The sequence below is a fragment of the Agromyces sp. NPDC055658 genome, assembly GCF_053618155.1.
In genome coordinates this window covers 1-1,103 of record NZ_JBSHHD010000139.1, presented here as the reverse complement: position 1 = coordinate 1,103, position 1,103 = coordinate 1, and the positions used below count along the sequence as shown (strand labels likewise).

The 1,103-nt window shown below is 65.2% G+C and carries 1 protein-coding gene; it reads right to left on the bottom strand.

The annotated features are described in order from the left end of the window. Nucleotides 1-1,103, bottom strand: a 1,103-nt coding sequence (locus tag ACWGPE_RS19170; RefSeq protein WP_452049342.1) for a glycosyltransferase family 87 protein, incomplete at both ends; no start/stop codon positions are given.

The following is a 1,103-nucleotide window of genomic DNA, read 5'->3' as shown; positions in this document are numbered from 1 at the left end:
GCACACAACACGATCACCGCAAGGTCGCGAACCAACACCGTGGTGGTGAACCACTGTTCGGGCAGACCTTTGTTCTGTTCGCCGTACAGGTAGAGCATGCGCGGCACCCACACCAGGGCGTCGATCGTCATCCACGCCAACAGGATTCGGCGATGCGGCAGGGCCAGCACCGCCAGCGGCACCAGCCACAGCGAGAACTGCGGGCTCCACACCTTGTTGGTCAGCAGGAACGCGGCCACCACCAGGAATGCCAGTTGCGCCACCCGCGGCCGCTGCGGTGCGGTCAGCGCGATGTAGCCGATCGCGATACAGCAGGCCGCGAACAACACGGCGGTGACGGTGTTGAGCACCGTCGGCGGCTGCCAGAAACCGAGATCCGGGTCGAAGCCGCGCCAGTCGCTGAACGACTTCACCACGTTGTAGAGCGAGTCCATGTCATCGCCGCGACGGGTGTTGAGCCGGAAGAACTCTGACCATCCCCGTGGGAAGAGCACCATGATCGGCAGATTGATCACCAACCACGTCACGACCGCGGTCACCGCGGCCTTACCGACCTCGCGCAGGCGCCCCGTGCGCAGCCCGAGCAGCAGCAGCGGGACGAACAGCAGCAGCGGGTACAGCTTGGCCGCCACGCCGATTCCGATCAGCGCCCCGGCCCACACCGGTTTTCGCCGGGCCCAGGCCAGCATCGCGCCCGCGGCGGCAGCAGTCGCCAACGCGTCGAAATTGGTGAACACCTGGAAGATCACGATCGGCGAGCCTGCCACCAGCGCGGCATCCCACACCCGCCGGCCGGCCAATCGCGAGGTGGCCCATACCGTGGCCAACCAGGCCAGTGCCAGGCCGAAAGCCGAGATGTTGAAGAACATCACCACTTCGGCGATGAGCGGCACCGACACCAGCTTGGTCACCGCGGTGTAGGTCTTGGCCAACGACATCGACACGTACTGGTAGAGCCCGGTGAGCACCGGATACTCCATGTAGCGGATCGCCGGGCTGCCGTCGTACTGCATGCGCGGCTTGCCCGTCGCGTCGTTCTCGACCCAGCTGGATTTGTAGGGAAACTTGCCCAGGTTCAACAACTCCGCGGTGTACAGCGGAAC